We start from the raw sequence: 23,415 nt of genomic DNA, 5'->3' as shown, positions 1-23,415 counted from the left end.
GGTGCCTGTAGCAGCGGCGCGAGCCGCGTCCAGGGACGCCGCAGGGTTTCAGGCTGCTCGCGCTCCGATCAAAACCCCAGGCGATCGCGCAGGCTGTAATACCAGGCGCCCAGTTGGGTCAGCGGCGCGCCGAAGGTGCGGCCACCAGGGAAAGGGTAATGGGGCAGGTCGGCGAAAGCGTCGAAACGCTCGGCCTGGCCGCTGAGCGCCTCGGCGAGCACCTTGCCCGCCAGGTGGGTGTAGGTCACCCCATGCCCGCTGCAACCCTGGGAATAATAGATGTTGTCGCCCAGGCGGCCCATCTGCGGCAGCCTCGACAAGGTCAGCAGGAAATTGCCTGTCCAGGCGTAGTCGATCTTTACCTGCGCCAGCTGCGGGAACGCCTTGAGCATCTTCGGTCGGATGATCGCCTCGATATTGGCGGGATCCCGCGCGCCATACACCACGCCACCGCCGAAAATCAGGCGCTTGTCGGCCGTCAGGCGGTAGTAATCGAGCAGATAGTTGCAGTCTTCCACACAGTAGTCCTGCGGCAGCAGGCTGCGCGCCAGCGCCTCGCCCAAGGGCTCCGTGGCGATCACCTGAGTGCCGCAGGGCATGGACTTGGCCGCCAGTTCCGGCACCAACTCGCCAAGGTAGGCATTGCCGGCAACGATCACGAATTTTGCCCGCACCCGGCCCTGAGCTGTGTGCACGACAGGATTGGCGCCACGCTCGATACGCAGGGCCGGGGACTGTTCATGGATGCGCCCGCCCAGCGATTCGACCGCTGCCGCTTCGCCCAGCGCCAGGTTTAGAGGGTGGATATGCCCGCCACTGACATCCAGCAGACCACCCATGTATTGATCGCAATCGACGACCTGGCGGATGCGCGTCTGGTCCATCAGCTCCAGCTGGGTGTGCCCATAACGTTCCCACAGGCGCTGTTGACCCTCCAGGTGCTTCATCTGTTTGACCGTCAGCGCAGCGAATACGCCACCGTTCTTCAAGTCGCAATTGATGCCGTAGCGAGTGACCCGGTCGCGAATGATCCGCGCGCCCTCGAAAGCCATGTCGCCGAGCAACCGCGCCTGTTCGGCACCGACGCTGCGTTCGATCACATCCAGATCCCGGCTGTAGCTGTTGACGATCTGCCCACCGTTGCGCCCCGAAGCACCGAAGCCGACCTTGGCCGCCTCCAGTACGCAAACGCTGAAACCGCGTTCGAGCAGGAACAGCGCACTGGACAGCCCGGTATAGCCTGCGCCAATGATGCACACGTCCGTTTCGATATCATCCTGGAGGGCAGGGCGAGACGGCGCTGCATTGGCAGATGCGGCGTAGAAGGACGGGGGGTATTGCATGCTGGACATCCGGCAACCTCGGCTCGATGGGATTTCGCCTGTGCCCGGATGCTAACGCAGTTGCCCTTGCCTCACCAGCATGCCGAATTCACCCGCGCCAAAAATAATTCCGCATTTCATAGGGTTAGCGCGCAGAAAGGAGTTGACAGGCAACCCCGAATCCGTAGAATGCCGCCTCACAGCAGGCACGTAGCTCAGTTGGTTAGAGCACCACCTTGACATGGTGGGGGTCGTTGGTTCGAGTCCAATCGCGCCTACCAAACAAAATCCGCTCTGCTGGGCGGTCTGGAAGGGCTCACCGAAAGGTGGGCCCTTTTTGCGTTCACTGGGTGATGTGCTCGAGCCTTTCGATAAGGGTGGCCAGTTCCGCACCGCGCCGTTCGAGGTCAGCCAGCACCTGGTGAACCTCCGCACCTGCGCCGGGCCGCTGCAGGCAGCGTCGCACGTCGGCCAAGGCACCAGCGTATGCCTGCTGATGCTGATGAAGGCGCATCAAATGCAAAGCCAATAGATCGTGATCGAACATCGCCGCCACCTCGCTACGGGTTGCTGCAGTCTATCAATGCCGCCCGCCCGATCGCGCAGATTCAGTTCAATGGTCGCCACTGTACGTCACGCAGCCCGCGGCGTTCGACATGCCTTCTGAGTTGCGCTGCGTGTTCTGCCGCGTTGGTGCCGCCATAGACCAGCCCGATGCCCGAGTGCAGCGCGGCGTAGTACAACGCATCGGCATCGCTCATGTGGCTATCGCGCTGCTGAAAGCGCCTGGCCTCACCGTTGAGGACGTAGCGAATCTCGTAGTCCGTGAACCGGCTTGTCATAGTTTACTCCCGTGTTACCGGGCATCAGACATGCAGGCCATTGGCCAGTTCCGTGGTGATGGCAAAAAACTACTATTGATCGCTTGCGTGAAGGGTCGCCAAGGCAAGCTTGATGTCACCCTGGCGAATCACAGGACCTATGCCCAATGCTCAGCTGGGTTCGGTGGACGCGTCAGCACCGTCGATGTCCAGATCGTCCGGGTCTGCTTCGGGCTCGTCTGCATCGGCGTCGTTCAGCGCGGCGCCATCGCTGTGCACCTCATCGTCGAGAGGTGATTCCCCGGCCTGGCCGATAAGCGGGATGGGATCGAGATCGATAGTCATGGCATGCCTCGCAAGTTGACGTGGGTGTCATGCTTTCGAGAGACGATGGGCGAGCAGGGTTCGATTCAGCTTGAGACCGTCGGTCATGTCACAGTTCGACGGCATTGAATTCGCAATAGTCTTCCCAGCTCAGCCCGAGCGCGTCGGCCACTTCCTGGTGAACCTCGAGGCGCATGGTCTTGAGTTCTTCCGGGCTTTGCGCAATCAATTGCAGCGCCAGCTCCCAAGGTTCCAGGCCCTGGGCCTGTGCCTCGTCCTCGAAAGCCCACTGCACCTGTTCGGCCTGCTCGCGGCTGTCCAGCACCTGGATCTCCTCGCGCAAGTCGGGGTGGGCGTCGAGGAATATCGCCAGTGCGGCTGAGTTGCGGTCTTCTTTGGCGATCATGTCGGGGCCCTGCTGGCTATTCGAAAAGGTAAGGCTTGCATGATGCCACGGCGTTGCCGCGGCGTCAGCGGCGGTCGACGCGTGAACGGGCGCCGGCCAGGTGGATAGTGATAAAATCGGCGCCTCGAATTCTGGAGGTAGGCGTGTGCGCAAGTTGATGATGGTGATGGCAATGCTGACGTTGGCCGGTTGCGGTACCGCGTTCGAAAAAGCCCATGAGGCGGTGTCGCAGCTGTTGGAGAACCCCAAGACGGCGCGCTTCACCAATGTTCGCACCACCGATCAAGGCAACTACTGTGGCCAGGTGAAGGGCAAGAACGCCCAGGGCGTGTACGGACCCTACCGCAGCTACGCGGCCGTCCCCCATGGCGACCGGTTCGAAGTGGTCATCGACAACGATGGCAACGACCCTCGCGTGCGCGAAGTGTGCGGCAGCGCCGAGGAACTGCTGGCGCCCGTCGATGTAGCCGAACAGCCAGGGCAGCGTTGGGAGGTGCGTATCGTTTCGGGTCGCAACATGGGCTCGGTGACTGACATGGCGGCGCGTCTGGTGGAAAACGGCTTCGTTGCCAGCTTCGTCCAGCGTGATGGCCAGACCCTGGTCTACCTTGGCCCGTTCGACAGCCGGGCCGAAGCCGACAAGGAGCGCGCTCGCCTCATGGGCTCGCGCGGTATCGAATCGGTGGTGATGCCGTTCAGCGAGGCCGACAAGCCCTGAAGCGCGGTTGCACCAGGGTTCTCTGGCTTCAGCCGCAGGCCTTGAGGTCTACCGGCCCGACGAAGGCGTTGCCGTGGCCCATCACGCACGCCACCTGCTGGTTGCGCTGGCGCTCCCAGACCTGCACCGGGTAGGTCTTGTCCCAGGCCTGGTACAGCTGGGTGTCCTGGCGCGACAGGCGCAATCCGTACTGCTTGCTCATGTACATATAGGTGCGCGCGATCATCCCGCGGATCGAAGGCCGTGGCATGACCTTCTTGGCCTTGAAGTCGACCTGGGTCAGGCATGAACCGTACTGCCCGCGTTGTTCGGGCAGCCAGCCGAAGCTGAAGTTGCTGCGGTCGCCATTCACCTCGCCAATGCTCGGTACCAGGTTGTGCAGATCGGCTTCGGCGGTCTGGTAGACCTTGTCGTTGCGGGTGCAGTTCTTGCGCCCGCCGTTCTGCCAGCATTGGCGCTGGTGGCCGATCTGCCAGGCCGGCACGATATGCTCCCATTCGATGCGCGCAGCGCGGTTGGCGTTCTTGCGCGGTACATAGCCGCACGCCGCAAGGTTGACCCGATTGCCGGTGTACTTGCAGCCGCAGTAAAACTCGGTGGACTGCGGAGCGTACAGCTTCCAGGCGACTTTCTTGGCTTCGCTGAACGTGCGTGGGGCATCGGCATACGCGGTAAAGCTGAACAACATCAAGCTGATGAAAAAACTGCGGACCATCATCGAATCAATCTTCCTTCGGCACGACCCAGAAAATCTGCACGCCACCGTCGTCGCGGTGGGCGAGGGTGACGTTGTCGTTCTCGGCGATTTCCTCGAGCATTTGTGCCCAATCGTCCTCGCTTTCGTGCTCGAGGCGGAATATGAGGGCGGCGCGAGACTTCTGCGCGGTGGGCGAATTGATGATCTTCTGGACGCGCACGCCAAGACGCTCATAGGCGCTCGGCGCGGCAGGGGTGGCAGTGGTCACGACAGAATTCCTTATTGGCTGTACGTGCGTACAGTATTTGACTGTAAGACGTTTCGCAATAGCGCAGGGTCAATAGCGGGTTTCTGACAGCCAATCCTGTTGTTTTCTTCAGGGCGTTTAAAAAAAACTTCAAGCGGATCAGAGACATCCGACGCGACTCCACAATCGGAAAGTCCCGACAGCGATATCGTTATGCGATAACGATATTTAAAATTCTATTCTTATAGCTCTACAGTCTGGCCATCCCCTCGTACTCAATAGCCAGAGTCGGAGCACAACATGGCCGCCGTTCTTCCTGAAACCTCACGTCAAGCCTTCGATGTTCGCCCGCTGGCCGGCCATGTCGGTGCCGAAATCGTCGGCCTGGACCTGCGCCTGGCGTTGAGTGACGAAGACTTCACCCGCATTCACCGCGCCCATCTCGACCATCATGTCGTGGTGTTTCGCGATCAGCGCATCACCCCTGAGCAACAGATCGACTTCAGCCGTCGTTTCGGTGTGCTGCAAATCCATGTGCTCAAGCAGTTCCTGCTCGCAGGGCACCCAGAGATCCTCATCGTTTCCAACATTGTCGAGAACGGCCAGCCGGTCGGGCTGGGTGACGCCGGCAAATACTGGCATTCGGACCTGTCCTATAAAGAACTGCCGAGCCTGGGCTCCATGCTGCATGCGCAGGAATTACCCAGCGAAGGCGGTGACACCTTGTTCGCCGACATGCACAGGGCTTGGGACACTCTTCCCGCAGCACTGCGCCAGGCCGTTGAGGGCAAGCACGCCGTGCATTCCTATACCGCGCGCTACAGCGAGGGCAAGAATGCCGCCAACTGGCGGCCGACCCTGAGTGCCGAACAGCTGGCCCAGGTGGTCACCGTGACCCATCCGGTGGTTCGCAACCATCCAGAGAACGGGCGCAAGGCTTTGTTCGTCAGCGAAGGCTTCACCACGCACATCGTGGGCCTGCCCGAAGATGAAAGCCGCGACCTGTTGCAACAGCTCTATGCCCACAGCGTGCGCGATGAGCATGTGTACCGTCATCAGTGGCAGCCACACGACATGGTGTTCTGGGACAACCGCTCGTTGGTACACCTCGCGGCCGGCTGCCCGGACCACCTGCGGCGCAAGTTGTACCGCACCACCATCCAGGGCGATGCGCCGTTTTGATAGGGAGTCTTGCATGAACGCTGCACTGCCAGGCCACACGGCCAGCGCTGATATCGCAGGTGTACCCGGGCAACGGCCGACTGCCGAGACCCTGCTGCAGGTGGACAACGTCAGCCTCGAATACCGCACCCCCGAACGGGTGGTGCGCGCAACGCATCAGGTCAGCTTCGAAGTGGACCGTGCCGATCGCTTCGTCCTGCTGGGTCCCTCCGGGTGCGGTAAATCCACGCTGCTCAAAGCCGTGGCAGGCTTCATCAAGCCCAGCGAAGGGCAGATTCGCCTCGCCGGTGAGCGCATAGAAGAGCCAGGCCCGGACCGTATCGTGGTGTTCCAGGAGTTTGACCAACTGCCCGCCTGGAAAACCGTGATCGAGAACGTAATGTTCCCGCTGCTGGCGTCGCGCACCTTGAAACGCGCCGAAGCCAACGAGCGCGCCCGTCACTACCTGGAGAAGGTCGGCCTCAGTGCTTTCGCCGATGCCTACCCGCATACGTTGTCTGGCGGCATGAAGGCGCGGGTCGCCATCGCTCGCGCGCTGGCCATGCAGCCGAAGATCCTGCTGATGGACGAACCGTTCGCGGCGCTCGACGCACTGACGCGACGCAAGATGCAGGAAGAACTGCTGGAACTGTGGCAGGAAGTGCGCTTCACCTTGCTCTTCGTCACCCACTCCATCGAAGAAGCATTGGTGGTGGGCAACCGCATCCTGCTGCTGTCGCCGCACCCGGGCCGGGTGCGGGCGGAAATCAACAGCCACCAGTTCGACCTGAGCAGCCTGGGCGGCGTCGATTTCCAGGCCAGCGCCCAGCGCATCCATCGCCTGCTGTTCGACGAGGGCGAAGCGCCTGAGCTGGACCGTCCGGTGGATTTCCAGCGCCTGCGCATCGCCTACTGATCTCGCCGCATTCGGAGCAACGACATGAGCCTTCCCCCACCCGCACGCCAGGAGTACGAAGTCGTCCTGGAGCCGTTCACTCAAGCCGAACTGGTGCGCGACATCTCCTTGGCGCAGCGGATCTGGCAACAGGCCTGGGTGCGCAAGGGCGTGATCCTGCTCGCCCTGGCGGTTATCTGGGAACTGGCCGCCCGTTGGCAGAACAACGACTTGCTGCTGCCCAGCTTCATGCAGACCGCCCATGCCTTCATCGACGGTGTGGCCAGTGGCGAACTGTTGAGCAAGGTATGGATTTCACTGACGGTACTGATCAAGGGCTACCTGATCGGCATCGTCCTGGCCTTCGGCTTGACCACACTGGCAGTGTCGACCCAGCTGGGGCGCGACCTGCTCAGCACCTTGACGGCAATGTTCAACCCGCTGCCGGCCATTGCCTTGCTGCCGTTGTCACTGCTGTGGTTCGGCCTGGGCGAAAACAGCCTGATTTTCGTGCTGGTGCATTCAGTGCTGTGGGCGCTGGCGCTGAACACCTACGCCGGCTTTCTCGGCGTCTCAGAAACCCAGCGCATGGCGGGCCGCAACTACGGCCTGCGTGGCCTGCGATTCGTCTGGTACATCCTCATTCCGGCCGCACTGCCGTCGATCCTGGCAGGCTTGAAGATCGGCTGGGCGTTCGCCTGGCGCACGTTGATCGCCGCTGAACTGGTGTTCGGCGCCTCGTCAGGCAAGGGCGGCCTGGGCTGGTACATCTTTCAAAATCGCAACGAGCTGTACACCGACAAGGTGTTCGCCGGCCTGGCTGCGGTGATTCTGATAGGCCTGCTGGTGGAAAACCTGCTGTTCAACACGTTCGAACGCCTCACCATCAAGCGCTGGGGCATGCAGCGCTGAGTCCATTTCCTTAAGTCCTGAGACTTCATCATGGTATTTGCAAGCAAGCTATCCCTGGCCTGCGGCCTGGCCGGCGCACTGCTGGCCAGCGGCGCCAGCGCCGAAGGCAAGATCAGCATCGCCCAGCAGTTCGGCATCGGCTACCTGATCCTCGATGTCGTGCGTGACCAGCAGCTGATCGAGAAACACGGCAAGCAGCAAGGCGTGGACATCGAAGTGGACTGGAACAGCATTTCCGGAGCCACCGCGATGAACGAGGCATTGCTCGCCGGTGCGTTGGATGTGGTGTCGGCCGGCGTGCCGCCGATGCTTACCGTCTGGGACCGCACCAAGGGTCGGCAGAACGTCAAGGCCATCGCGTCGCTGGGCTCGATGCCCAACTACCTGCTCAGTAACAATCCTGACGTCAAGACCTTGCAGGACTTCACCGACAAGGACCGCATCGCGGTGCCCGCCGCAGGGGTTGGCTTCCAGTCGCGCACTTTGCAGTTGGAGACGGCCAAACTCTATGGCGACAAGGAATTCAAGAAATTCGACAACATTTCGGTGAGCATTCCCCACCCGGACGCCACCTCGGCGCTGATGGCCGGCGGTTCGGAAATCAGCGCGCATTTTTCCAGTCCGCCGTTCCAGTACCAGGCCCTGGAAAACCCCAAGGTGCACAAGGTGCTCAGCAGCTACGACGTCCTCGGCGGCCCGGCCACCTTCAATGTGCTGTACACCACGCAGAAATTCCACGACGACAACCCAAAGACCTACAAGGCGTTCTATGACGCATTGGTGGAAGCCGCACAGATCGTCAAGGCCGACAAGGTTGCCGCAGCCAAGACCTATATTCGCGTGGAGAAATCGACCTTGAGCGAGGCGTTCGTGGAAAAGATCGTCCAGGACCCGGAGATCGACTTTACGGTGGTGCCGCAACGCACCTTCATATACGCCGAGCGGCTGCATGAGCTGGGTGTGCTGAAGAACAAGGCAGACAGCTGGAAAGACTACTTCTTCGAAGAAGCCCACGGCGGCGCCGGTAGCTGATCCGCCCGCTCCCTCACCATCGACGCACACCTCGGCACCCGCGTTCACCCACCCTGTGAACGCCGGTGCCAAGGTTTTTTGCGGCGGGTAGATCAGGCCGGAGTCGGGGCGGGCAGGCCGAGGGCAGGGTAGTACTGGGCGAAACGCACGTTGTCATGCTGGTCGACCAGCTTCTTCAGGCGCTCGTTGAATGCCCGGCCCACGCCGTACTGACCGCCGGACACAGTGCGGAATTGCGAGGTCAGGACGATGCCATTGAGGTCCATCTTGTCCACCCCGAACACCTGCAACGGACCCTGCAGGTTGTGCTTGAGCATCACGTCCTCGACGATGGATTGCCCCGCCTGCTTGATCAGGTCCAGGGCGGTGTCGATGTCGCTGTCGTAGGTGAACTGCACCGAGAAGAACGCGTAGGCGAATTGCCGGGATTGGTTGGTGACTGCCTTGATCTGGCCGAACGGCACCGAATGCACGAAGCCCTTGCCGTCGCGCAGGCGCAGGGTGCGGATGGTCAGGCTCTCCACCGTGCCGGCGTGGCCGGAGTCGAGTACCACCCAGTCGCCGATGGCGATGGTGTCTTCGATGAGGATGAACAGGCCGGTGATCACATCCTGCACCAGTTGCTGCGAACCAAAGCCGATGGCCAGGCCGACTACCCCGGCACCGGCCAGAAGCGGCGCGACGTTGATGCCCAGGTTGGCCATGGTGGTGATGGTGCAGATCACCAGCAGGATGATCTTGATGGCGTTGCGCAGCATTGGCAGGATGGTCAGCACCCGCGTGCTCGGCTGGCGCGAGGCGCGTTTGCCGACCGAGGGCTTCAGTGCCTCCTGAATGGCTGTGTCCAGGACCACCCACAACAGCCAGGTGACCAGCAGGATCAAGCCGATGCTGCTCAGCGAATCGCTGATCGCCCGGCCCATGCTGTTGCTGGCGGCGAATTCGAGCATCGACACGCCCCAGATGCGTCCGAGCAGTTCGATGAAGGCGATGGCCATGACGATGCGCACCACGGCGTGGCCCAGGTTGCGCAGTAGCTCTTTATAGGGGCGCAGGCGGGGTGCGGCAGTGGCGGCAGCGGCGGGTTTGAACAGGTGTTGCATGACAGTGCTGAGGAACACCGTAGCGATCAGCAGCACCGTGGTGAGCAGGGCGTTCTGCAAGGCTTTCTGGCTTTCCTCGCCGGCGCCGATCAGATGCACCGCCGAGACCAGAATCATCAGCAGGATGGGCAGGTACCACAGCGCCGAAAACAGCCGCAGCGACTCTTGCACTCCGCGGTGCTGCAGGCGCTGCGCCAGTGGCCGATTGCGGATCAGATGGGCCACCGGCCGACGCATGCGCACCACCAGCACCGCGAAGGACAAGGTGGCGAACAGGCCCGCGACCACCGCCAGGCTGGCGGTGAAGTTGGTGCCCAGCTGGCGAGCGATCTGCGGGCTGGTGAGGGCGTCGCTCAGGGCCGCCAGAAAGCCGATCATGAACAGCGGGCGCGGCGCATAGCGACGCAGCACCGTGACCGCAGCGCGCTTGTGACCGCTGTCGAACAACGTGATCACGCACATGATCACCGAGGTGGAGAAAATGCCGCTGCTGGTGGCGTAGGCCAGCGACATGCCGATGGCTCTGGCGATGGATGCGTCCAGCGAGTGACTGGCATACAGCGTCACTGGCAGGGCAATGATAGCCGGCAAGGTGAACGGCAGGATGTAGCCCAACAGGTTGTGCAGGCGCGGACGCTCGCGGACGAAACGACGGTGGCCGCTGCGGGCAACGATGAAGCGCCCGAGAAAATGCGCGAGCAGAAACGCTGCCATCCAACACACCGACAGCAGAATGAAATCCGTTGCCAGGTCGAGTGCCGAGTGGGCGTGTCGATTGATCAGCTTATCGACCTCGCTGGCGGCGCGGTCGGTGCGCAGGCGCCAGGTGTCGAGCAGATGTTCGTCGAGATCGAGCTTCTTCTGCACGTCGTCGATGCCGGTACTGATGGCACCCAGCAAGCCGCCTTGCACCAGCGGTGCTGGTTCTTCGACAGGCGCATCGGCCGCCGGGGCTTCAGCGGCCTGCAGGGTGGAAGTCAGCAGCAGGAACAGCAGGGGGAGGAGGATTTTCGCCGGGGAACTGAACACAATGCGGGTCGCTCTATTGATCGGTACACCAGTCGTTGAGTGAATTTTTACCGGCAAGTTCGCCGATCCACGGCATTTGTCGCGATTGTTCATCTTGCATTCAAGGTAGTCGCCTGTCGCTCGAGCGGTGCGCGCGGCTGCATGAAACTCTTTATCCAAGGCTTTGATCATGTCGTCGAGCAGCACCTTCGCCACCGCCGCGCCGGGTCGGCAAGAGCAGTTTTCCACCCGTATCGCTTTCTTCATCGCCGGCTTCGCCATGGCCGCCTGGGCGCCGCTGGTGCCGCTGGCCAAGGCGCGGGCGCAACTCAGCGACGGCAGCCTGGGCCTGCTGCTGCTTGGGCTGGGCGCAGGTTCCATCCTGGCCATGCCATTGGCGGGTTATTTCTGCGCGCGCTGGGGCTGCCGACGCGTCATCGTCGGTGCAGCCTTGCTCATCTGCCTGACATTGCCGCTGCTGGCCAGCGTGGCGACCCTGCCGCTGTTGATTGCCGCAATCCTGGTGTTCGGCGCCGGAATGGGTGCCATCGACTGCGCCATGAACATCCAGGCGGTGCTGGTCGAGAAGGCCAGTGGCCGGCCGATGATGTCCGGCTTCCACGGTTTGTTCAGTGTGGGTGGCATCCTCGGAGCGGGCGGCATGACCGCTTTGCTTGCGCTCGGCCTGACGCCGCTGCTGGCGGTGGCCTGCGTGGTAGCGCTCACCCTTGTTGCGGTATTCAAGGCGGCGCCGCATCTACTGCCCTATGGCAATGAAAGCGACGGCCCGCTGTTCGCCGTGCCACGTGGGATCGTGCTGTTCCTCGGGGCGCTGTGTTTCATCGTCTTTCTCACCGAGGGGGCCATGCTCGACTGGAGTGCTGTATTCCTGGTTTCCGAGCGCGACATGCAACCTGCCTACGCAGGGCTTGGCTACGCTGCCTTCGCCACGACCATGACGATCGGCCGCCTGACCGGCGATGCCATCGTCTCGCGTTTCGGTGGCGCCCGGGTCACGTTGTACGGGGGGCTCTGCGCGGCAATCGGTCTGGCCTTGTCGCTGGCCGTTCCGGCGTGGCCGGCGGCATTGCTGGGCTATGCCTTGATCGGCGCAGGCTGCTCGAACATCGTCCCGGTGCTGTTCACCGCGGTCGGGCGCCAGACCACCATGCCGCAGAGCGCCGCCATTCCTGCCATGACGTCCCTGGGGTATGCGGGCATCCTGGTAGGCCCGGCTTTCATCGGCTTCGTGGCCCACGCCAGCAGCCTGTCGATTGCCCTGGGCGTGTTGATCGTGCTGCTCCTGTTCGTCGCGGCCAGCGGGCGCTACCTGCGAAACTGAACGGCCCGTGCAGGGTCTACGCTGAACGTTCATCAACCGCCCATTGATCGCCACTCGATACGGAGTTCAGCCATGCAACTGCACGGATCCTGTCACTGCGGTGCCGTCACTTTCAGCCTGCACAGCGCCCATCCTTACCCCTATCAGCGGTGCTACTGTTCGATCTGCCGCAAGACCCAGGGCGGCGGCGGTTATGCCATAAACCTGGGCGGCGAGGCGGCCAGTCTCAATGTGCAGGGTCGCAGTCATATCACCGTCTACCATGCCAGGTTGCCCGACGAGAGCGGCAGCGGCACTCACCCCAGTACTGCCGAGCGGCATTTCTGCCATCTGTGCGGCAGCGCCTTGTGGTTGTTCGATCCGGCCTGGCCGGAGTTGGTGCATCCATTCGCCAGTGCCATCGACAGCGAGTTGCCGGTGCCGCCCGAACACACCCACCTGCTGCTCGATTCCAAGGCGAGCTGGGTCGAGGTGCAGCCCGGCAAGCACGACCGGCAGTTTCAACAGTACCCGGACGAGTCGCTTGCGCAGTGGCACGAGAGGCTCGGCCTGACCCAGCCTTGAGTGGTGCAGGTCGATATTTGAAACATGGTGAATCACCTCGACAAGCTCGCCGGGCCATGCCGCGGCGAACGTCAGGGACAATTCATCCTCAAATCCCTGAATCCACTGTGATCGAGGGCGAGATACCCATGAAGTTGTCCCTACTGGCGTCCCTGATGTTTGGCACGATGCTGTCTCATTCGGCGATGGCCCACGTGTCGATCACCACCGAGCAACCGCGTCAGCCAATCACCGTAGCCGCCAACGATACGTCCAATCCCTACAACAGCCCCACTCGACGGATCAATCCGAACAGCCGCCAGGGCACTACCGCGCCCAATCCGCAACTGCGCCAGCCGACGCCGCGTACCGACAATCCGCGGCCGCCGACGCTCGAAAACCGCGGCATCGGCAACGGTGAAAACCTGCGCCGCCCGGCCAACGGCACCCAACAACCCCGCACCGCCCCTGGCACGCGTTGATCACTCCATTCTTGCTGAAGGATAAGCCCATGCTGCAGAAAACCCTTTTGGCCTCGGCTTGCGCCGGCCTTGCGCTGTACGGACTGGCCGCTTCGGCGGCAACGGTGACCACTTACCCGAGCGAACTGGGCCAGATTACCGTGACAACCGTGGCCGAAGGCCTCAAATACCCTTGGGGTTTGGCCTTCCTGCCGGACAACAAGGGCATGCTGGTCACTGAAAAACCGGGTGATCTGCGCGTGGTCAGCGCCGAGGGCAAAATCTCTTCACCCATCAGCGGGGTACCGCAGGTATGGGAGAAGAATCAAGGCGGGTTGCTCGACGTGGTGCTGTCACCCGACTTCAAGGCCGACCGCATGGTGTACCTGTCGTATGCCGAACAGGGCCAGGATGGCAAGGGCGGCACCGCCGTGGGTCGTGGACGGTTGTCCGAAGACCTGACTCATCTGGAAAACTTCACCACGATTTTCCGCCAGGAGCCGAAGCTGTCGGTCGGCAATCACTTCGGTTCCCGTCTGGTCTTCGACCGCGACGGCTACCTGTTCATCGCCCTGGGCGAGAACAACGAGCGTGCCACCTCTCAGGACCTGGACAAGTTGCAGGGCAAGGTCGTGCGCATCTTCGCCGACGGCAAGGTGCCCAAGGACAACCCGTTCGTGGGGCAGAAGAGCGTGCGTCCGGAAATCTGGTCATTCGGGCATCGCAACCAGCAAGGCGCTGCGCTGAACCCCTGGACCGGCACCCTCTGGACCCATGAGCACGGCGCCCGTGGCGGTGACGAGCTGAACATCATCGAGCGCGGCGCCAATTACGGATGGCCGCTCTACACCCACGGGATCAATTACTCCGGAGAGCCGATTCCCGAGGCCCGCGGCAAGACCGGGCCGGGGATCACCGATCCGTATCATGTGTGGGAAAAGTCACCGGCCATCAGCGGCATGGCGTTCTATGACAACGACAGGTTCAAGCGCTGGAACCACAATCTGTTCATCGGTGCGTTAGCCTCCGAAGACCTGATTCGCCTGCAGTTCGAGGGTGACAAGGTGGTTCACGAGGAACGTCTGCTGGGTGACCGCGGCGAGCGGATCCGCGACGTGCGCCAAGGCCCGGATGGCTATTTGTATGTGTTGACCGACGACGATGATGGGGAATTGCTCAAGATCGGTCTTGAATGAATCTGCACGTTTCATCGTTTATCTGAAACCTCTCGTTCATCTTCGAGTCGATTGCTGGTCAATGGCCAGCATGGTCTCGACGATTTCGTCTCTTCAAGAGGTTCAGCATGATCGGCGTCATCATTCCTGTGCAAAACGAGCACGCCAGTCTCGACCGATGCCTGCGATCGGTCATGTTGGCTGCCGAGCACGGCACGCTGTGTACCGAACTGGTACGCATCGTCGTGGTGCTCGACGCCTGCAGCGACAGGTCGCGCGATATCGCCCAGCGCTATCCGGTACGGCTGATCGACACCAATGCCGCCAACAAGGTAGCGGCGAGAGCCGCAGGCGCCGCACACCTGGTACAGGCTGGCGCACGATGGCTGGCCTGGACGGAAGCGGATGTGCGGGTGCCTGATGACTGGCTGGCCGCGCAGCTGGCCTACGGAGTCGACGCTGTGTGCGGGCGGGTGGATGCCGAGCCGGGTGCCAGCCGCTTCGTACAGGGTCGGCGGCGGCGCTCGGTGACCATGGATGAACGGCGCTCGAACGTGCATATGGCCAATCTCGGTATGAGCACCTTGGCCTACACGGATGCCGGAGGGCTGAATGCGAGCTTGGGTCATGACGAGCGGCATCTGATCGAACAGGTGGAGGCCCGCGGCCGGCGCATTGCCTGGAGCGGATCGGTGCGCGTCAGCCGGTGTGCACCGGCGGGCAGCGGTTACGGCGAGCCGGCGCGGTTGCCGGGGTTGTGCAAGGTGAGTGGGTTCTGACGAGGTGAACGTGACATGGTGAGTGTGATCACACTGGTGCATGGCCGCGAGCGACAGCTGGACAATGTCATCCGTGGACTGGAGCAGGGCAACCTGATGCCCGAGGCGTTCTGGGTGGTGTTCATGAATCAGCCGGCGCGTGATTTGCACAGTGAGTGCTTTCCCATCCACTGCCTCGTGGTCGATGATGCGTCTCATGGCTTGCCGCTGGCGAAAGCGCGCAATGCCGTGCGCCAATGCGGGGGCGAGCATTGGGTGTTCCTCGACGTGGACTGCATCCCCAGCCAGAGCCTGCTGTCCGATTACGCGGCCGCGCTGCGTGAAAGGCCTGAAGCCCTGCACCTGGGCGAGGTCCGTTACTTGCCCAGTACCGCCCGGATGGAAGACTGGACTCAAGCCACGTTGATGCGCGACGGCGTTGCCCATCCGCTCAGCCAATACCGCGGGAAGCCGGGTTCGCTGCTTGCGCATCACCTGTTCTGGTCGCTGAATTTCGCTTGCACCCGTGAGGTATTCGAACGCATCGGTGGCTTCGACGAGGGGTACCTGGGCTACGGCGCCGAAGACACCGATTTCGCGTTCAGCGCACGTCACCATGGCGTGGAGCTACGAGTGGCAGCGGCCCTGGCCTTCCATCAATACCACCCCACCTGGCGTCCGCCGCTCAACCATTTTTCGGCGATCGTGGCCAATGCTCAGCGCTTTCACCGGCGCTGGGCGCAATGGCCGATGGAGGGCTGGCTCGGCGAGTTTGCGGAGCTGGGCCTGGTGAGCTGGACGTCTGACTCGCTGGAGATCCTGCGTTATCCCACTGATGCCGAGGTCGATGCTTGCCTGGACAAGGCCGGCTCCGGGTTCTAAAAGCCTGGTCAGATTCGGCAATGATTGTGCGCTTGCCCTGGGCTCATCTGTTTTCTACGTTGAAGGCTTTTCGGTGGACAGGGAATGTCGGCGTGCAGGAAAGCCTGTGTATTGCGCAAGGGGCGCTTCAGCGAGGTAGGCCGGGTTTACTCGATCACCTGTGTGACGGCTGATCGGGCTCCGGTTTTTTCCTGCTTACAGAGCGCCCGGTCGCTGGTTGCTCAGTTGCGCGCCTTGCATGACGCAGGGGATGTAGAGTCGTTGGCGTGGGTGGTGATGCCGGATCATCTGCACTGGTTGTTTCAATTGCGCAAGGGTGATCTGGCTACGATCGTTTGCCGGATGAAAGCGCGCAGCAGCCTGGCCATCAATCGCCGCAACGGCGCCTGTGGTCGACTCTGGCAGAAAGGGTATTACGACCGTGCCCTGCGCCGCGAAGAGGATCTCAGAAGCGCAGCCCGCTACATCATCATGAACCCGGTCCGCGCCGGGCTGGTTCAGAAGGTTGGCGATTATCCTTTGTGGGACGCGATATGGCTGTGATCAGCGATCNACCGCCGACGCGGCCCGCGCCGCTGCTACAGGCACCGAGAACCCCTGTAGCAGCGGCGCAAGCCGCGTCCGGGGGTGGTGTGGTGGGTCAGACGGAACGCGGACACCGCCGACGCGGCTCGCGCCGCTGCTACAGGGGATCGCGTTCGAGGAGGTGGCCGATGCGGCCGACCAGGTCGCCCATGCGGAAGGGCTTGATGACCATGTCCATACCTTCGGCAAGGAAGGTCTGCAGGTCCAAAGCGTTTTCCGCATAGCCGGTCATGAACAGCACAGGCAACTCTGGACGCAAGGCGCGGGCGGCGTCGGCGAGAACGCGGCCGTTCATTTGCGGTAGCCCTACATCGGTCAACAGCAGCTGGATCGACGGGTCATCGCGCAATAGGTCCAATGCATCCAGCGCACTGTCCACCTCGGTGCAGCGGTAACCTGCGTCGATCAGCGCCTCGACCACGAACATCCGTACCGACGCCATGTCTTCCACCACCAGCAGATGCTCACCATTACCGCGGTTTTCCAGCTGTACCGGCTCGCTGGGCTGCGGCAGCAGCGCCAGGCCAGCCGGCAGCATCAGGGTCACCTCGGTGCCGTGGCCAAGCAGGCTGCGGATCCGTACATCGCCACCGGACTGCCGGGCAAATCCGTAGATCGTCGACAGACCCAACCCCGTACCCTTGCCGACGGCCTTGGTGGTGAAGAACGGGTCGAAGACCTTGTCGATGATGCTGTGATCGATCCCGGTACCGTCGTCACGCACCGACAGCACCACGTAGTCGCCATCGGCCAGGCGTGTGTCGCCCCGCGAATAGGCCGCGAAGGTCGACAGACGAATGTTGCCGCCTTCGGGCAGCGCGTCGCGGGCATTGATCACCAGGTTGAGCACCGCATTCTCGAATTGGATCGGATCGACCATGGCGATGGCTGCGCTGTCGGTCAGGTCCAGGCTCAGGGTGATCCGTTCACCGATGGTGCGGCGCAACAGGTCTTCCAGCGAATGCACATGCTGGTTGATCGCGATCGGCCGCGTATCGAGCGGCTGCTGGCGGGCGAAGGCCAGCATGCGATGGGTGAGGGCGGCCGCATTGGTTGCCGACTGCAGCGCCGCATCGGCATAGCGTGACACGGCTTTGTCGACGCTGCCGGTGGCACCTTGCACAGCGGAGGGCTCGACCCGCTTCTTGATCAGTTCCAGCGCCGTGATGATGCCGGTCAGCAGGTTGTTGAAGTCATGCGCAATACCCCCGGTGAGCTTGCCCAGGGCGTCCATTTTCTGCACTTGCAACAGTTGCGTCTCGGTGCGCGCGCGCTCGGCCACTTCCTGCGCCAGCAATGTCTGTGCGTCGGCCAACTGGATCTGCTGCTGACGCTCGCGCTGCCGGTGTTCGGTCACGTCCTCGATGAACACCAGGCTGTGCCCGGGCGCGCGATAGGGCGAGACCTGCCATTCGGTTTCACGCAGTTGATCGTCGACTCTGATGGTCAGGTTGCCACGCCAGCGTTCGCCTTTGCTCAAGCGCACCTGCAGGTCGTCCAGCACGCTTTCCTGCCCGGCCGCCAGTTGCGCTTGCAGGCTGGTGAGGGACACCGGGGTAGGCAGTAGTTGCGAGAACGCATGATTGCACTCGATCACCTGCAGCTGCTCGTCGATCACCGCGATGGGCGCGGCGATGTTGGCGAAAATCTCGCGAAAGCGTGCCTCGCTTTCGCGCAGCGCGTTCTCGGTGTCACGCACGCGCAGCAGAGTGCGCAGGGTGGCCAACAGCACGTCGGCGTCCACTGGATGGATGAGGTACGCATCGGCTCCGGCTTCCAGACCCGTGATGATGTCGCCGGTCTGAATGGAAGCCGCCGACACATGGATGATCGGCAGCAGGGCGGTGGCCGGCTTGGCGCGCAGCAGTCCGACGATGTCGAAACCGCTCATGTCCGGCAGGTTGACGTCGAGAATCAACGCGTCCAGTTGCTCGCTGGCGATCAGCGCCAAGCCATCGCCGCCGGTGCCGGCTTCCAGAATGACGATGCCGTGGCGTTCCAATCGGCGCCGCAGCGCGTAGCGAGTGGCGCTGTTGTCGTCGACGATGAGTACCCGCACTTCAGGTGTCATGGCCAGGCTCCGGCGCAATGGCCAACGGAATGATCACAAAGAATGTCGAGCCCACCCCCGGGCTGCTTTGCACGCCAACCGTGCCGCCCAGCAACTCGGCGAAGCGCTTGCACAGCGACAGGCCCAAGCCGGTGCCACGCAGGCGTTTCTGCACCGGCGAGTCGATCTGGGCAAAGTCCTCGAACAACGTACCGTGCAGCTCGGCAGGAATGCCGATACCGGTATCGCTCACGGCGAAGCGGATCTGCGATGGCGATTCCAGCCTGGCCGACACCCGCACCTCACCTGCCAGGGTGAACTTCAAAGAATTGGAAATGAAGTTGCGCAGGATCTGCGCGAGCTTCTTGTCATCGGTATAGAGGCGTGGCAAGCCAACAGGCTCTTCGAAGATGAGGTCCACCGCGCTGGCGTTGACGATCGGCCGAAACATGCCGCGCAACGCCGAGAACAGATCGAACATGTCGAACCATGCCGGCGATATGCTGATCCGACCTGCCTCGATCTTGGCCAGGTCGAGCAGGTCGTCGACCATGTCGCTGAGTTCCTGGGCGGCGTGAGTGATGAAACTCACCTGCTTCTGCTGCTCCGGCGCCAAGGGGCCGTCCAGTTCATCGGCAAGCAGGCCGGTAATGCTCAGGATCGAGCCCAGCGGGGTGCGGAATTCGTGGCTCATGTAGGACAGGAAGCGGCTCTTTAGGTCCGAAGCCTGGCGCAGTTCCTCAGCCTGGCCGTCGAGTTCGCCATACAGTGCCAGCACGCCCTGGTTGGTTTCATCCAGTTCGTCACGCAAGGCCTGGGCCTCGGCACGCAGTTGGGCGATCAATGCCGCACTGGCCTCGGCATCCAGATCGAGGGGTTCAGACATGGGGTGGCTCCAGAGCGATGACCAATACGGTGATGTCGTCGCGGCCGCGACAGAAGTCGCGGTACAGCACCGACGCAATGATGGCGGGGTGAAGGTGGACCAGACCCGGGTAGTCGGCCATGTTCCAGCGCGACTGCAACCCGTCGCTGTACAGAACGAGCAACTGCTCGTTCGCCTCGTCGAACGTGAAGGCTTGCGCGCGACGGAACTGTCCGCCGACGATGCCCGGATGGGACGCCAGTCCGCGGCTCTTGCCCGGCGATAGCAGCGTGGCGCCGATGTTGCCGATGCCGGCGAAACGCAGTTGCCCGGCGTGGTATTCGAACTGGGCAACGGCCACTGCGCCACCGCGTGTGCCGTTCATGGCCTGGTGCATGTCGTCGAGCACATGTTCGGGCCGTGCGAACGGTGCCTGCCCGAACGTCTGGCAGCCTGCACGTGCGGCCTTTTCGGCCTCTTCGCCATGACCGAGACCATCGACCACCACGGCGCTGATACCCTCGCCGGCGAACGTTACCTGCCAGGCATCGCCACACGCCGGGTCGTCGTGCAGCGAGCGCTGGGTGACGCCCAGGCGCAGGTCGGCGAGCTTGTCGCGCTTGCGGTACAGGCGTGCCAGCACTACTGAACCGCGGACGTCGCTGTACGCATCGAACACTTCCGACTGCCGCGCCAGCGCGCCGAGGCCGATGCCTTGAGTGCCGCGCGTGGAATAGCCGTCGGCCATGCACTCGTGCAGCTCGAAACCAGTGCCGCGGTCCACTGCCAGCAGCTCCACACCCGGTGAAGTTGGATGGGGCAGGGCACGCAGGTGCAGCTCGCCGTGGCCGGCATGCTTGAGGATATTGCTGGCCAGCTCGGTGGCCAGCAGCGCGACGCGGCCGCAGTCGGTTTCGTCCAGGCCCTGCGCCTGCGCCATCTTCTGCGCGGCACGGCGGGCTTCGCCGAGCTGGCTGGGGTCCTGCAGTGCGATCACTTGGGTGATGACACTGCGCAAGGTCAGGTCCATCGGGTGATCGTCACGCGGGTGCCCTGGCCAGGCGCGGTGTCCAGTTCGAATTCCTCGACCAGGCGACGTGCACCGGTCAGGCCCAGGCCAAGCCCGTTGCCCGAGGTCCAGCCGTCGGTCAGCGCCAGTTTCAGATCGGGAATGCCCGGGCCTTCGTCGCGAAACGTCAGGCGCACGCCTTTGCGCACGCCGTCGTCGAGAATCTGCCAGTCCATGTCGCCGCCACCGCCATAGACCACCGTGTTGCGCGCCAGCTCGCTGACCGCCGTCACCAGTTTGGTCAGGTCGATCAGGCGCATGCCGCAGTCTTGGGCCAGCTTGCGCGCGGTCTGGCGGGCCAGCACCACGTCCTGTTCGAGGCGCACCGGTTGACTGCCGCTGCTCTCGACGTTCATGAGCCGTTCACCCGTGCCTGCAGCAGGCGCATGCCGCGCTCCACGTTCAGCGCGGTGCTCACGCCCGGCAGGTTCATGCCCAGCTCGACCAGCGTGATCGCCACGGCGGGCTGCATGCCGACCAGCACGGTTTCGGCGTCCATGATCCGCGACAGGCCGGAGATGGTGCCGATCATCCGGCCAATGAACGAATCGACCATGTCCAGCGCGGAGATATCGATCAACACACCTCGGGCCGAAGTCTTGCTGATCTTTTCCGACAGGTCATCCTGCAGCGCCAGCGCCAGTTGATCGTGCATGTCGACCTGGATGGTCACCAGCAGGTACGCGCCCATCTGCAATATAGGGATGCGTTCCATGGGCTCAAACCGCCTTGCTGACGGTCAGGTTCAGGCGGCGCAGGGCCAGGGCCAGGGCGTCTGCCAGATTGGCCTTGGTGACCACGCCTTGCAGGTCAAGGCCCAGATGGACGATGGTCTGCGCGATCTGCGGGCGAACACCACTGATGATGCAATCGGCACCCATCAGGCGAATGGCGGTGACTGTCTTGAGCAGATGCTGGGCCACCAGGGTGTCGACCGTCGGCACCCCGGTGATATCAATGATGGCTATTTCCGAGCCGGTGTCGACGATGCGCTGCAACAGCGATTCCATCACCACCTGGGTACGCTGCGAGTCCAGCGTGCCGATCATCGGCAGGGCCAGTACCCCTTCCCACAGCTTGACGACGGGGGTGGAGAGTTCGAGCAGTTCTTCCTGCTGACGCTTGATGACCATCTCGCGCGACTTCTGGAAAGTGCGGATGGTGTGCATGCCCAGCCCGTCGAGCAGGTCCGAGACCAGCAGCACCTGCTCGGCAAGCTCGGCCGGATGGCTGGCGTACGCTGCCTGCAGCACGGCGAACAGCGGGCGCTTGAGGGCAAAGATGAAGTGCGCGGTCTGGTGCGAGTCGTGGCCCAGCAGCGCGCGGCTGTGGGACAGTTTCTCCAGTACCTGACGGACATCGGCCCATTGGCTGCCGGCGATGTTGTGGGTCTGACTGGTTTCCAGGGCGATGATCAACTGGCTGAGCAGCTCGCTGCTCTGCTGCCGAAGGTCGGCTTCCTTGATGTTGCGCGTCGCTCCGCTGGCTTCAAGGCCTGCGAGCCACTGCTCGACAATGGCATTTTGCTGGGATTTGAAAGCGTCAACGGTTTGCGTGTTCAGCGCGGCCATGCAAGAACTCCTGGTACAGAGATGGGGCGAGATAGCGTAATGATGGCCGATTATCTGCTAAACGCCGAATCCCGTCGATGGCCAAAAGCGCACGGCATCCGGCCGCCATCGACTCGGAGCGCAGCGCTTGAATCGGCTAGCTGGCGAGGAGGTTCATGACCGGCTCCGGCAGCGGCGGCAAGCCATGAGCCGCACGCGCCTTGTCGCACGCCGGGTTATGTTCGCCGTGTTCCCAGGAAGCATCGAACTCGCGGCAGGTACTGGAGCGCTGGGCATACATCGTACAACCGATTCCGACCTTGCCCACCTCGCCGGCGAGGGCAACGCAGCGCGTGGGCTTGGCGTCGGTGCCGAGCATCGCCACCCGATTGTGGGTGACCTGAATGACCTGCTCGTCAGGCACCAGGCCGCCCGCAGACTGACATTCGCCCCAATAGAAGGACACACGGAAATGCGCGCAGCAGGCGCCGCACTCAAGGCAGGGATTGGCTTTGGACATGTTGGCTCGGGAGGGGGGGCAACAGCGTTATTGGGGACCGCGACCACGCCGCCATTCTAGGCCTGCCGTGGCGGTTGGGAAGGGGGGGCTCAAGGTATATTTCAAGGGCGCCGCACCGACCGCGAACACCTCGAAAGGCGGCATGTTCGCGCTGTCATCACACAACTTGCTGATATATGATCGGTTTTCCTTTTCCAGCCATGATCGCGCCGCCATGAGCAACGACATCGTCACCGCCGACATCACGCGTCGCAGGCCGGGCAACCTGGCCCAGAGCCTGGTGGACGATGTCTGCAGGATGATCAGCCAGGGTGTGGTCAAGCCCGGAGACAAGCTGCCCACCGAACTCGAATTGATGGCGGTGGGCGGTGTCAGCCGGGCTACCGTGCGCGAGGCACTGTCCCGCCTGCAGGTGTCGGGCATCGTCGAAACCCGTCGCGGCATCGGCACCTTCGTCCTCAACGTCCCGGGTTCGACCGTATCGCGCCTGGACCCGGCCACTATCGTCACCCTGCAGGACGTTATCGCCATTCTCGATGTGCGCATCAGTTTCGAGATCGAAGCGGCGGGGTTGGCGGCACTGCGGCGCAGCGACGACCAGTTGGCGTGTATCGAAGACGCGCTGAAGCGCTTCGAACAGGCGTCCGACACCAGCGGGTCCATCGTCTCCGACTTCCAGTTCCACCTGCAGATCGCCCAGGCTTCCAACAACCGCTATTTCGCCGACATCATCACGCATTTCGGCACCAGCATGTTTCCCCGTGCACGGCTGGACACCGTGGCCATCGCACGTCTGGACCGCCAGCAGAAACACGAACGGCTGGTTCGCGAACATGCGCACATCTTCGAAGCGGTCGCCCGCTGTGACTATGACGCCGCCCGCGCCGCGATGCGCATCCATCTGGCCAACAGCCGGGCGCGCGTGGTCAAGGCGCATGAAGATCTGTCCATCTGACCCTCCAAGTCAGC

General features: G+C 62.7%; 28 protein-coding genes and 1 tRNA gene. 14 read left to right on the top strand and 15 right to left on the bottom strand.

The genetic code is table 11. From position 1 onward, the window contains the following. Positions 1-68: 68 nt before the first annotated feature. On the bottom strand, positions 69-1,352 hold the full coding sequence (locus IFT75_RS18525) for an NAD(P)/FAD-dependent oxidoreductase (RefSeq protein ID WP_192056119.1): 1,284 nt from the start codon (positions 1,350-1,352) through the stop codon (positions 69-71). A gap of 174 nt (positions 1,353-1,526) precedes the next feature. Between IFT75_RS18525 and IFT75_RS18520 the strand changes: the two genes are divergently transcribed. Beyond that, a tRNA-Val gene (locus tag IFT75_RS18520) sits at positions 1,527-1,603 on the top strand. 62 nt (positions 1,604-1,665) lie between these two features. Here IFT75_RS18520 and IFT75_RS18515 read toward each other — a convergent pair. The 4 genes from IFT75_RS18515 to IFT75_RS18500 all read right to left on the bottom strand — a co-directional run bounded on the left by IFT75_RS18515 (position 1,666) and on the right by IFT75_RS18500 (position 2,873). Beyond that, positions 1,666-1,869, bottom strand: coding sequence for a hypothetical protein (locus IFT75_RS18515; protein WP_192056117.1), 204 nt, complete (start codon positions 1,867-1,869; stop codon positions 1,666-1,668). Positions 1,870-1,930: 61 nt separating this feature from the next. Continuing rightward, entirely contained in the window at positions 1,931-2,164 is a 234-nt protein-coding gene (locus tag IFT75_RS18510) for a DUF6555 family protein (RefSeq protein ID WP_192056115.1), read from the bottom strand. Positions 2,165-2,314: 150 nt separating this feature from the next. Next, positions 2,315-2,488: a hypothetical protein gene (locus tag IFT75_RS18505; protein WP_192056113.1), complete on the bottom strand. Its 174-nt coding sequence runs from the start codon at positions 2,486-2,488 to the stop codon at positions 2,315-2,317. An 88-nt stretch (positions 2,489-2,576) separates the two neighbouring features. After that, positions 2,577-2,873 (bottom strand): DUF6388 family protein, encoded by a 297-nt coding sequence (locus IFT75_RS18500; protein ID WP_192056111.1) that lies wholly within the window; start codon positions 2,871-2,873, stop codon positions 2,577-2,579. Between the two features lie 145 nt (positions 2,874-3,018). Between IFT75_RS18500 and IFT75_RS18495 the strand changes: the two genes are divergently transcribed. Beyond that, positions 3,019-3,591: an SPOR domain-containing protein gene (locus tag IFT75_RS18495; RefSeq protein ID WP_185793380.1), complete on the top strand. Its 573-nt coding sequence runs from the start codon at positions 3,019-3,021 to the stop codon at positions 3,589-3,591. Between the two features lie 28 nt (positions 3,592-3,619). Here the strand turns inward: IFT75_RS18495 and IFT75_RS18490 are convergent, their stop codons facing one another. After that, on the bottom strand, positions 3,620-4,309 hold the full coding sequence (locus IFT75_RS18490) for an endonuclease (protein ID WP_122478176.1): 690 nt from the start codon (positions 4,307-4,309) through the stop codon (positions 3,620-3,622). Between the two features lie 4 nt (positions 4,310-4,313). Next, positions 4,314-4,556, bottom strand: a complete 243-nt coding sequence (locus tag IFT75_RS18485) for a DUF1654 domain-containing protein (protein ID WP_122478175.1) — start codon at positions 4,554-4,556, stop codon at positions 4,314-4,316. A gap of 279 nt (positions 4,557-4,835) precedes the next feature. Between IFT75_RS18485 and IFT75_RS18480 the strand changes: the two genes are divergently transcribed. Genes IFT75_RS18480 through IFT75_RS18465 form a run of 4 tightly spaced genes read left to right on the top strand, consistent with a single transcriptional unit; the run spans position 4,836 to position 8,535 of the window. Beyond that, positions 4,836-5,717, top strand: a complete 882-nt coding sequence (locus IFT75_RS18480) for a TauD/TfdA dioxygenase family protein (RefSeq protein ID WP_192056109.1) — start codon at positions 4,836-4,838, stop codon at positions 5,715-5,717. 13 nt (positions 5,718-5,730) lie between these two features. After that, positions 5,731-6,612: an ABC transporter ATP-binding protein gene (locus tag IFT75_RS18475; RefSeq protein WP_192056107.1), complete on the top strand. Its 882-nt coding sequence runs from the start codon at positions 5,731-5,733 to the stop codon at positions 6,610-6,612. Between the two features lie 24 nt (positions 6,613-6,636). Further along, positions 6,637-7,503 (top strand): ABC transporter permease, encoded by an 867-nt coding sequence (locus tag IFT75_RS18470; RefSeq protein ID WP_192056105.1) that lies wholly within the window; start codon positions 6,637-6,639, stop codon positions 7,501-7,503. A 30-nt stretch (positions 7,504-7,533) separates the two neighbouring features. After that, the gene (locus IFT75_RS18465) at positions 7,534-8,535 is read left to right on the top strand and encodes an ABC transporter substrate-binding protein (protein WP_192056104.1); all 1,002 of its coding nucleotides are present in this window, start codon (positions 7,534-7,536) and stop codon (positions 8,533-8,535) included. Positions 8,536-8,627: 92 nt separating this feature from the next. On the opposite strand, the gene IFT75_RS18460 is transcribed toward IFT75_RS18465, so the two are convergent. Then, complete coding sequence (locus tag IFT75_RS18460; protein WP_446731084.1) at positions 8,628-10,667, bottom strand: mechanosensitive ion channel family protein; 2,040 nt, start codon at positions 10,665-10,667, stop codon at positions 8,628-8,630. A gap of 169 nt (positions 10,668-10,836) precedes the next feature. On the opposite strand from IFT75_RS18460, the gene IFT75_RS18455 reads away from it, so the two are divergent. From IFT75_RS18455 to IFT75_RS18425, 7 genes are all read left to right on the top strand, one after another. After that, positions 10,837-11,988: an MFS transporter gene (locus IFT75_RS18455; protein ID WP_192056100.1), complete on the top strand. Its 1,152-nt coding sequence runs from the start codon at positions 10,837-10,839 to the stop codon at positions 11,986-11,988. 72 nt (positions 11,989-12,060) lie between these two features. Beyond that, positions 12,061-12,552, top strand: coding sequence for a GFA family protein (locus IFT75_RS18450; protein ID WP_192056098.1), 492 nt, complete (start codon positions 12,061-12,063; stop codon positions 12,550-12,552). 128 nt (positions 12,553-12,680) lie between these two features. Then, positions 12,681-13,013: a hypothetical protein gene (locus IFT75_RS18445; protein WP_446731083.1), complete on the top strand. Its 333-nt coding sequence runs from the start codon at positions 12,681-12,683 to the stop codon at positions 13,011-13,013. A gap of 29 nt (positions 13,014-13,042) precedes the next feature. After that, a complete protein-coding gene (locus tag IFT75_RS18440) occupies positions 13,043-14,188 on the top strand; it encodes a PQQ-dependent sugar dehydrogenase (RefSeq protein WP_192056096.1) in 1,146 nt (381 codons plus the stop codon). Positions 14,189-14,295: 107 nt separating this feature from the next. Continuing rightward, positions 14,296-14,946, top strand: coding sequence for a glycosyltransferase (locus IFT75_RS18435; protein WP_192056094.1), 651 nt, complete (start codon positions 14,296-14,298; stop codon positions 14,944-14,946). A gap of 15 nt (positions 14,947-14,961) precedes the next feature. Next, positions 14,962-15,807, top strand: a complete 846-nt coding sequence (locus IFT75_RS18430; protein WP_199864151.1) for a glycosyltransferase family 2 protein — start codon at positions 14,962-14,964, stop codon at positions 15,805-15,807. Positions 15,808-15,891: 84 nt separating this feature from the next. Then, on the top strand, positions 15,892-16,350 hold the full coding sequence (locus IFT75_RS18425; RefSeq protein ID WP_192056092.1) for an REP-associated tyrosine transposase: 459 nt from the start codon (positions 15,892-15,894) through the stop codon (positions 16,348-16,350). A 139-nt stretch (positions 16,351-16,489) separates the two neighbouring features. Here the strand turns inward: IFT75_RS18425 and IFT75_RS18420 are convergent, their stop codons facing one another. From IFT75_RS18420 to IFT75_RS18390, 7 genes are all read right to left on the bottom strand, one after another. Continuing rightward, positions 16,490-18,463, bottom strand: coding sequence for a response regulator (locus IFT75_RS18420; RefSeq protein ID WP_192056090.1), 1,974 nt, complete (start codon positions 18,461-18,463; stop codon positions 16,490-16,492). Next, positions 18,453-19,328 (bottom strand): sensor histidine kinase, encoded by an 876-nt coding sequence (locus tag IFT75_RS18415; RefSeq protein ID WP_122478158.1) that lies wholly within the window; start codon positions 19,326-19,328, stop codon positions 18,453-18,455. Before IFT75_RS18415 ends, IFT75_RS18420 begins: the two co-directional genes overlap by 11 nt. Beyond that, on the bottom strand, positions 19,321-20,337 hold the full coding sequence (locus IFT75_RS18410; RefSeq protein ID WP_192056089.1) for an ATP-binding protein: 1,017 nt from the start codon (positions 20,335-20,337) through the stop codon (positions 19,321-19,323). The genes IFT75_RS18415 and IFT75_RS18410 overlap by 8 nt, the downstream gene beginning before the upstream one ends. Then, positions 20,328-20,732 (bottom strand): anti-sigma regulatory factor, encoded by a 405-nt coding sequence (locus IFT75_RS18405; protein ID WP_185793369.1) that lies wholly within the window; start codon positions 20,730-20,732, stop codon positions 20,328-20,330. The genes IFT75_RS18410 and IFT75_RS18405 overlap by 10 nt, the downstream gene beginning before the upstream one ends. Further along, a complete protein-coding gene (locus IFT75_RS18400) occupies positions 20,729-21,091 on the bottom strand; it encodes an STAS domain-containing protein (protein ID WP_122478154.1) in 363 nt (120 codons plus the stop codon). Before IFT75_RS18400 ends, IFT75_RS18405 begins: the two co-directional genes overlap by 4 nt. 4 nt (positions 21,092-21,095) lie before the next feature. After that, positions 21,096-21,947: an STAS domain-containing protein gene (locus IFT75_RS18395; protein WP_192056088.1), complete on the bottom strand. Its 852-nt coding sequence runs from the start codon at positions 21,945-21,947 to the stop codon at positions 21,096-21,098. 136 nt (positions 21,948-22,083) lie between these two features. Further along, on the bottom strand, positions 22,084-22,446 hold the full coding sequence (locus IFT75_RS18390) for a YkgJ family cysteine cluster protein (protein WP_192056087.1): 363 nt from the start codon (positions 22,444-22,446) through the stop codon (positions 22,084-22,086). Positions 22,447-22,660: 214 nt separating this feature from the next. On the opposite strand from IFT75_RS18390, the gene IFT75_RS18385 reads away from it, so the two are divergent. Continuing rightward, positions 22,661-23,401 (top strand): FadR/GntR family transcriptional regulator, encoded by a 741-nt coding sequence (locus IFT75_RS18385; RefSeq protein WP_122478282.1) that lies wholly within the window; start codon positions 22,661-22,663, stop codon positions 23,399-23,401. Positions 23,402-23,415: the final 14 nt, after the last annotated feature.

It is taken from the genome of Pseudomonas sp. CFBP 8758 (assembly GCF_014841725.1).
In the GTDB taxonomy this organism is placed as follows: Bacteria; Pseudomonadota; Gammaproteobacteria; order Pseudomonadales; family Pseudomonadaceae; genus Aquipseudomonas; species Aquipseudomonas baltica.
This window is presented reverse-complemented; position numbering and strand designations above follow the sequence as displayed.

Excerpts from the sequence above, each read along its gene's own strand:
- IFT75_RS18470 (WP_192056105.1), top strand. The coding sequence starts at position 6,637 with ATGAGCCTTCCCCCACCCGCACGCCAGGAGTACGAAGTCGTCCTGGAG.
- IFT75_RS18465 (WP_192056104.1), top strand. The coding sequence starts at position 7,534 with ATGGTATTTGCAAGCAAGCTATCCCTGGCCTGCGGCCTGGCCGGCGCA.
- IFT75_RS18500 (WP_192056111.1), bottom strand. The coding sequence starts at position 2,873 with ATGATCGCCAAAGAAGACCGCAACTCAGCCGCACTGGCGATATTCCTC.
- IFT75_RS18395 (WP_192056088.1), bottom strand. The coding sequence starts at position 21,947 with ATGGCCGCGCTGAACACGCAAACCGTTGACGCTTTCAAATCCCAGCAA.
- IFT75_RS18475 (WP_192056107.1), top strand. The coding sequence starts at position 5,731 with ATGAACGCTGCACTGCCAGGCCACACGGCCAGCGCTGATATCGCAGGT.
- IFT75_RS18480 (WP_192056109.1), top strand. The coding sequence starts at position 4,836 with ATGGCCGCCGTTCTTCCTGAAACCTCACGTCAAGCCTTCGATGTTCGC.
- IFT75_RS18435 (WP_192056094.1), top strand. The coding sequence starts at position 14,296 with ATGATCGGCGTCATCATTCCTGTGCAAAACGAGCACGCCAGTCTCGAC.
- IFT75_RS18455 (WP_192056100.1), top strand. The coding sequence starts at position 10,837 with ATGTCGTCGAGCAGCACCTTCGCCACCGCCGCGCCGGGTCGGCAAGAG.
- IFT75_RS18515 (WP_192056117.1), bottom strand. The coding sequence starts at position 1,869 with ATGTTCGATCACGATCTATTGGCTTTGCATTTGATGCGCCTTCATCAG.
- IFT75_RS18430 (WP_199864151.1), top strand. The coding sequence starts at position 14,962 with ATGGTGAGTGTGATCACACTGGTGCATGGCCGCGAGCGACAGCTGGAC.
- IFT75_RS18490 (WP_122478176.1), bottom strand. The coding sequence starts at position 4,309 with ATGATGGTCCGCAGTTTTTTCATCAGCTTGATGTTGTTCAGCTTTACC.
- IFT75_RS18525 (WP_192056119.1), bottom strand. The coding sequence starts at position 1,352 with ATGTCCAGCATGCAATACCCCCCGTCCTTCTACGCCGCATCTGCCAAT.
- IFT75_RS18420 (WP_192056090.1), bottom strand. The coding sequence starts at position 18,463 with ATGACACCTGAAGTGCGGGTACTCATCGTCGACGACAACAGCGCCACT.
- IFT75_RS18385 (WP_122478282.1), top strand. The coding sequence starts at position 22,661 with ATGAGCAACGACATCGTCACCGCCGACATCACGCGTCGCAGGCCGGGC.
- IFT75_RS18510 (WP_192056115.1), bottom strand. The coding sequence starts at position 2,164 with ATGACAAGCCGGTTCACGGACTACGAGATTCGCTACGTCCTCAACGGT.
- IFT75_RS18415 (WP_122478158.1), bottom strand. The coding sequence starts at position 19,328 with ATGTCTGAACCCCTCGATCTGGATGCCGAGGCCAGTGCGGCATTGATC.
- IFT75_RS18450 (WP_192056098.1), top strand. The coding sequence starts at position 12,061 with ATGCAACTGCACGGATCCTGTCACTGCGGTGCCGTCACTTTCAGCCTG.
- IFT75_RS18400 (WP_122478154.1), bottom strand. The coding sequence starts at position 21,091 with ATGGAACGCATCCCTATATTGCAGATGGGCGCGTACCTGCTGGTGACC.
- IFT75_RS18445 (WP_446731083.1), top strand. The coding sequence starts at position 12,681 with ATGAAGTTGTCCCTACTGGCGTCCCTGATGTTTGGCACGATGCTGTCT.
- IFT75_RS18390 (WP_192056087.1), bottom strand. The coding sequence starts at position 22,446 with ATGTCCAAAGCCAATCCCTGCCTTGAGTGCGGCGCCTGCTGCGCGCAT.
- IFT75_RS18505 (WP_192056113.1), bottom strand. The coding sequence starts at position 2,488 with ATGACTATCGATCTCGATCCCATCCCGCTTATCGGCCAGGCCGGGGAA.
- IFT75_RS18425 (WP_192056092.1), top strand. The coding sequence starts at position 15,892 with ATGTCGGCGTGCAGGAAAGCCTGTGTATTGCGCAAGGGGCGCTTCAGC.
- IFT75_RS18440 (WP_192056096.1), top strand. The coding sequence starts at position 13,043 with ATGCTGCAGAAAACCCTTTTGGCCTCGGCTTGCGCCGGCCTTGCGCTG.
- IFT75_RS18410 (WP_192056089.1), bottom strand. The coding sequence starts at position 20,337 with ATGGACCTGACCTTGCGCAGTGTCATCACCCAAGTGATCGCACTGCAG.
- IFT75_RS18405 (WP_185793369.1), bottom strand. The coding sequence starts at position 20,732 with ATGAACGTCGAGAGCAGCGGCAGTCAACCGGTGCGCCTCGAACAGGAC.